Here is a 6,492-nt window from a genome sequence, read left to right on the forward strand (position 1 = left end):
CCCATTCAGCGGCGGGAAGGTTGGTTAGCGTGAGATAGGAACCATAGAGAAAGCTGAGGCGATAATCGTCGTCTTTGAGATAGAGAGTATCCCGCATTCCTGGGGGTTTTTGATCAATAAAGCAAAAGGGACAACGATTATTGCATTGAATTAGGGTATCAAATAAGGCAGAGGAAAACTCTAAGCCTAAATCACAATCGTAGTCTTTCTCGATTTCGACTTCATGGAGTTCGTTGTCACTGTCGAGAACTTTTAGGCTGAGAATTTCGTCAGCACAAAGAAATTGATAGTCGATTAAGTCTCGCGGTGAGATATCGTTAATGGATACGAGGCGATCGCCCGCCTGAAAGCCAATCTCTTCGGCAATGGAACCTGGCAAAACTTTGGTGACGAGGGCAGGTTGGATGGTTGAACGACTCATGACGTCACATCTAGGGCGTTATTATATAAAGAATAGGCATGATAGGGGATAACCCAGATTTCGTAGCGAAACTGGGCTATCCCCTATCATGTACCAGCCTATTATAGGGAAGTGGCTGACAGTATTGAACAGATATGAGGGCAGATGGGCAATCCGCTAAGCTTCATTTTAGCGACAAAGGAATCCACAAAGCAAGGGGTTTTAGAAAATTTTTTGGGTTGTCGGGCTGAAAAATTTTTGCTCCAACGACATGGCGATCGCGGCCCAAAAAACAAGTCCCCTCCGCTACAATTTTAACATTTCCCATTCCCCCCTCTTGCCTCTTGCCCCTTGCCTCTTGCCATCCCCTCCTGGGAGGGGTTAGGGGTGGGTTATGCCTCTTGCCTCTTGCCCCTTGCCCCTTGCCTCTTGCCTCTTGCCTCTTGCCTCTTGCCTTCTTCCCCCCCATGCCTCTAACCCCCGAACAACACCAAGCCGTTTACGCCCAAGGAAGTGTCGCCGTCACCGCTGGGGCGGGAACCGGGAAAACCTATATGTTAGCCCAGCGGTATTTGCATCATCTACGAGACGATGGCTACTCTCCCCTCGAAGTGGTTGCCGTCACCTTCACCGAGAAAGCCGCCCTAGAACTGCGATCGCGGATTCGGGAGATGATCGCCCAAGAAATGCCCGATCGCCTAGAGATGATCGCCGAACTCGAAGCCGCCCCCATCTGTACCTTTCACAGTCTCGCCGCCCAAATTTGTCGCGATCGCGCCCTAGACTTAGGCATCCCACCCGATTTCCGCATTTTAGATGCGATTGAGTATCAACTCTGGTTTGAGGAAGCCAGTCTGAAGATTTTTGATCGCCTCCCGGAACCTCTCTACGAACAAGTTCCCTATCATCTCCTCGAATCCATTTTGCCCCGACTCCTCGACGATCCGCTCTCAGTGCAAGCCGCCTTCGAGAACTCCCCGAAATCTTGGCCATCCCTAGCCCAACAGCTTCAAGAAGAGATCTTTACCGAGATTCTCAACCATCCCCTCATTCAAGAGAGTTTAGAGATTCTGCCCCAATATAGCGGCAGTGGCAAAGATACCCTCGAACCCGCACGGCAACAGGTCTATACCGCCCTCTGTCGGCTCCAGGGAGGGGAGCGATCGCCCGAACTCCTCAAAATTCTCATTGAGCGCAATTTCAACCGGGAACGGGGCAGTAAAAAGAACTGGAGATCAGGAGGATTAGACACCATTCGCCAACACTTGAAAGACTTACGGAAGCTGGCGAAAGACTATGAGGCGGAACTCAATGTCTTGCACTTGGGGGAGTTAGATGAGGAGTTAGCCCAATTGTTGCCCGCTCTCAAAGCGGCCTTTAACTGGATTTGGCGAGAACTCCAAGCCCGCAAACGACGCGATCGCGTCTTGTATTTTGCCGACTTAGAAATTTACGCCTTAGAAGCCTTGCAAGATGAGAGGATTCGTCGCGAGTATGGCGATCGCTTCCAAGCCATCTTAGTCGATGAATTTCAAGACACGAACCCCACCCAAGGCAAGTTTCTCAACGCCTTAACCCAACAAGCGACGCTCACCATCGTTGGCGATGAGAAACAGTCGATTTATAGCTTTCGCCGGGCCGATATCCAAGTCTTTCAGCAGATGCGACAACAGATTCAACAACAGGGAGGAGAAGACGTCGCCCTAAGTCTGTGTTTCCGCACCCATCCCCGACTGATCGAACAAATTAACACCATCTTCCGCCCGCTGCTGAAGCACTTACACCAATCCCTGCGATCGTCTCGTGACGAAATCCCTGAAACTGAACCCGATGTGCAGGTGTTTCGTCTCCCGGAGGCCCCAACCTGGGCTAAGGCCCAGAAACGGGCCGCAGAAGCCTATCGCATGGCGGAGTTGGTGCAAGAATGGCTCGACAAGGGGGAAGTCACAGCGGGGGAGATTGCCATTTTAGCTCGCACCAATGCCCCTCTAGGAGTCTATGCTGAGGCCTTAGAAGCCCGAGGAATCCCCATTGCGTTGGCGGGGGGCGGTTCCTTGTTGGAGACGCGGGAAGCCAAGGATGGCATGGCGTTGTTAGAGTGTGTTTGTCATCCTGACGATGATCGGGCCTTGGTGGCGGTGTTGCGAAGTCCGTTTTTTGCGTTGAGCGATCGCGCTCTCCTTTTAATTAAACAACAGACCGAGGGACATCCCTCCTTAACCTGGTGGGAACGGTTGCAACAGGTTAATTGGGCATCTCTTGACTGTGAAGCCGAGGAACTTCCCGCCATTTCGCCCCTGAAGCTGTTAGGGGCGTTACGGAAGTTGGCCCGAGAGGAGTCGCCGTCGAGACTGTTGCAAGAGTGCGATCGCTGTACCGGATATACCGCCGTCTTAGCGAATCTGCCGAGTTCCCGTCGTCGTCTCGCGGATTGGCGAGGATTTCGGGAATTTGTGCGGGAGTTAGAGGGGGGCGATCGCAGTCTGTACTCGGTGGTGCGGCGGTTACAGCGGTTACGGGCCATGGAGGCGGCCATCCCCCGGCTTCCCCTCGATGCCAGTAATGCGGTATCCTTGATGACCATTCATGGCGCCAAAGGATTAGAGTGGAAACGGGTGATTTTAGGGGATTTGTCCGTGAAATCCTCCGCCCGCAGCAACTCCGTTTTATTCGATCCAGAGATTGGGGTGGCGGTGCGGTTTAGTGATGATTTTGAACGAGAGGGAAAGCCATTTCTCTATGTTTATTTAGAGCGACTTCAGCGACAATTGGAGGCTCAGGAATCGCTACGGTTATTATATGTGGCGTTGACGCGATCGCGGGATAAATTAGTCTTAACGGCCTGCGAACCGGAGGGAGGGTTTTTAGAGCAATTACAGCCCGGATTCGACGCGGCGGCGATTCCCCTCAGCACCTGGGAACTGCCCCCAGAAGAGGAACTCAGCTTCAGCACTGCCCCCCCTCCCGAACCGCCGCCATTGGCAGAGATTTGGCTCGTCAACGGTTATGATTATAGCAATTCTCATCTTGCTGAGGTCCCGACTTTCTGATAAAGAGGGAACCCCAGAACAGCGGAACAGATCATCGAGACAAGCTGTATCTCATCAAACGAAGAACTGTTATCTTAGCCCCATTTCCCCTTAGCCCGTCATTAACGATTAACCGCGATATAAGTTAACGGAAAAACGAGATATTCTAGGAAAAAAAGTTTCCAAATAAATTGATAAAAAGCAGCGATAGAGGTGCGATCGCTCAAATCCAGACTGCGACGACGAACCCAGAGTAGGGTTAAAAGTAGTAAATGAATGATAGCCAAAACGGTTCCATTCATGGCTTCGAGGATGGTAAATCCCGCCACAATCATAAACAGATCACAGATAGAAATCGTGATGAGGGCTAAGCGGGCCACGGCGGCGGCCCCGAGGCGAAGGGTAAGCGTGCTAATTTGATAGCGTTTATCCCCTTCGAGATCGGGGATATCTTTGAAAATGGCAATGGCAAAGGTGAAAACCAGGACAAATAGGGTTAAGGCCCAGACTTCAGAAATGACAGGAAAGCCCCCTTGGAAGTGCAGGAACAGCCCTAAATTGACGATGACCCCTCGGACGGTAAAAATGCAAAATGACGCCCAAAATGGAAAGCGTTTGAGGCGGATGGGAGGCAGGGAATAGGCGGTTCCAATCAGGAGACTGACGGCGACGGTTGCGAGTAGCCAGGGGCCTTGCAGGGCCGCTAGGGCGATCGCCGCCAAACCGGAGAGGGCCACAATCCATTGGCCCTGACGAGGGCTAAACTCGCCGGAGGCTAGGGGGAGTTGGGGTTTGTTGATGCGATCAATCTCGATATCTTCGAGTTGATTTAAGCCGACAATATAGAGGTTTCCGCCTAAACAGGCCAACCAAGCCCCCAGTAGCGATCGCCAGTCCGTGGCGGTGGGCCAATCTCCCCCTTGGGCGATGGCAAATAAGGCCCAGACGCTGAGGGTGGTGCCGATAATGGTATGGGGGCGACTGAACCGCCAGAGGGCGGATAAGTGTTGGCTGAGTGATGCGGTGATGGGCTGCGATCGCGACTCCATAACTCCTCTAGGTTTAGATTGAACGAATCGGGGAATAAAACCGAAAACGCCTGTCCTGTCAGGGTTGCGGCGGTGTCGTTACTCGGGCTTCCGTCCTGAGAGAACCCCATAGCGAATTAACCCCGTCTTATAGCCCTCTCGCATTAGGTTAATGGCAAAGGCCCCCTGGATGGTTTCCCAACCGGACAAGAGAACCCCTAACATCACTTTGGGATCTAAGGCCGACTCCAAGACGACATCCCAAAATGGGGCCACAGCGGCGGACCAATCCTCCGTTTGCAGATGTTCAAATCCTATCCCGTCGGCGATCGCCTCATAGTCGGGTAGGGAAATAACATAGGGTAAATGATAGATCTGATAGAGTTGCGACAGGTGATCGACTTCCGCCGCCGATAACCGACCCGAGTCGAGGGGACGATGACACCAGGTGGCTAACATCAGGGTTCCACCGGGTTTGAGGAGGCGATAACATTCGGCCAAAAAGCGGGTTTTGTCGGGCATATGTTCGCCGCTTTCGAGGGACCAAATCCAATCAAAACTGGCATCAGCGAAGGGAACCGCTAAGGCGTCGGCCACTAAGAAGCCTAAGGACCCGTTGGCCCCGGCTTGTTGCGATCGCTCGGTGGCCCGGCGGGCCTGGACGGGACTGAGGGTGATTCCCGTGGCCCGACAGTGGAATTTTTGCCATAAATGTCGGCTACTTCCGCCGACTCCGCAGCCGACATCGAGAATTTGACTTTGGTCACTGAGGGGAAGAGCGTTTCCTGAGTCTTCTAGCCAGTCTACGAGGCGATCGATGAGGTCAACTTGGGCCTGTCGTCGGTCGAGGGTTCGGGGGTTGCGATCGCCGTAGTAGCCATGATGTAAATGGTCGCCCCAGACCTCTTCCCAGAGTTCGGTGGATGCGTCGTAAAAGTCCTGAATCGGCTGTCTAAAGGGGTTGGTCATCGGGTCTGGGGAGTCGGTTTGCTATCTCTATCACGTAAACCTCTTGCTCGCGTGGAAGCCCCGTGTCTTTAGACCGGGGAGGAAACGCAACAGGGGGACTTGAGTCCCCGTCAATCTTTTAAGCATAGGCGTAACCATCCTTTCTGTGAATAGGTTTGCAGTATTTGTGGCTGATGCCTGCCACCCGTCCCGAGGCGGTGGTAATATCAAAACTGCCAGACGCACGGCAGAGAACCCGTCCTAGATATGAGCCAATTTTATTCCCCGCCGTGACCCTGGCCATCACGATATCGCCAGTCTGAAAGCCCTTGTGAACCTGAATCCGTGAGCGGTGACGAATGGGGAATCCGTACTTATTCGTCCCGCACATCCGACGAGTTCCATGCCCCTTCGCTCTAATCAGCAACGGCTTTGACGTCAGAATGTCGAGGGAGTCGACTGGTCCAACACAGGCAGCATCAAGCCAATGAGCCTTAGGTAGATTGAGCCTCAGTCGATTGAACTTCGTTTGTCCGCCAGTTCCTGTGGTAACTGGGAGTCCTGTTGCTTTGAGAGCCTTGAACAAGGCCCATCGGGTCGAGTTAACGGCAGCAAGCTCGGAGCTAACCAACCCTGGGGACGAGTCCGATTCAAGAACCGGGCCGGCCGATATCGAGTTTTACGGTTTCGTCGAGAACGTCGGAGTTGACGACGAGAGAGCAATGCTTCTTTAATCTGCTGTCCTCGGTGCTGCAACTCGGCAGCAAAGATAATATGATTCCCTTGCTTTAAGGCAATTCCAGTGACTTTAGAGCCTGGGTCTAATTTGAGTTCGAGGGGTTCAGGATTAGCGTCAACCTCCTTGTTGAGAATAATGGTGAATGGGTAGCGTCGAAATACCGATGCTTTCCCTGCTTTGAGCAGTGATCGTGCCACCCCTGGCTTGCAGGGTGTCAGCGGCTTGCGGTTGGTATCTAAAACGAAAACATGGTTAGACATTGTTGCGTCGCTTCTGATGTCTCGTAACGTTTGCTATGCGCTAACGCGCACGCTGCGCGAACGCTAATGTTCAGAGTCGGTACTTTCC

4 protein-coding genes and 1 pseudogene are annotated in these 6,492 nt (G+C 52.8%); 1 reads left to right on the forward strand and 4 read right to left on the reverse strand.

Features of this window, described 5'->3' with window-relative positions; all coding sequences use genetic code 11:
- The coding region (locus R6U67_RS10630; protein WP_410252519.1) for a PDZ domain-containing protein at positions 1 to 421 on the reverse strand (421 nt) is incomplete at its 3' end.
- Between the two features lie 446 nt (positions 422 to 867).
- Between R6U67_RS10630 and R6U67_RS10635 the strand changes: the two genes are divergently transcribed.
- A complete protein-coding gene (locus R6U67_RS10635; RefSeq protein WP_410252520.1) occupies positions 868 to 3,450 on the forward strand; it encodes a UvrD-helicase domain-containing protein in 2,583 nt (860 codons plus the stop codon).
- A 101-nt stretch (positions 3,451 to 3,551) separates the two neighbouring features.
- Here R6U67_RS10635 and R6U67_RS10640 read toward each other — a convergent pair whose 3' ends face one another.
- The 3 genes and pseudogenes from R6U67_RS10640 to iscB all read right to left on the reverse strand — a co-directional run bounded on the left by R6U67_RS10640 (position 3,552) and on the right by iscB (position 6,404).
- Positions 3,552 to 4,478, reverse strand: coding sequence for a homogentisate phytyltransferase (locus R6U67_RS10640; protein ID WP_410252521.1), 927 nt, complete (start codon positions 4,476 to 4,478; stop codon positions 3,552 to 3,554).
- Between the two features lie 78 nt (positions 4,479 to 4,556).
- Entirely contained in the window at positions 4,557 to 5,426 is an 870-nt protein-coding gene (locus R6U67_RS10645) for a methyltransferase domain-containing protein (protein WP_410252522.1), read from the reverse strand.
- 118 nt (positions 5,427 to 5,544) lie between these two features.
- Positions 5,545 to 6,404 (reverse strand): annotated as a pseudogene (iscB, locus tag R6U67_RS10650) (RNA-guided endonuclease IscB).
- Positions 6,405 to 6,492: the final 88 nt, after the last annotated feature.

The sequence above is a fragment of the Sodalinema sp. genome, from assembly GCF_046483825.1.
Taxonomy (GTDB): Bacteria; Cyanobacteriota; Cyanobacteriia; order Cyanobacteriales; family Geitlerinemataceae; genus Sodalinema.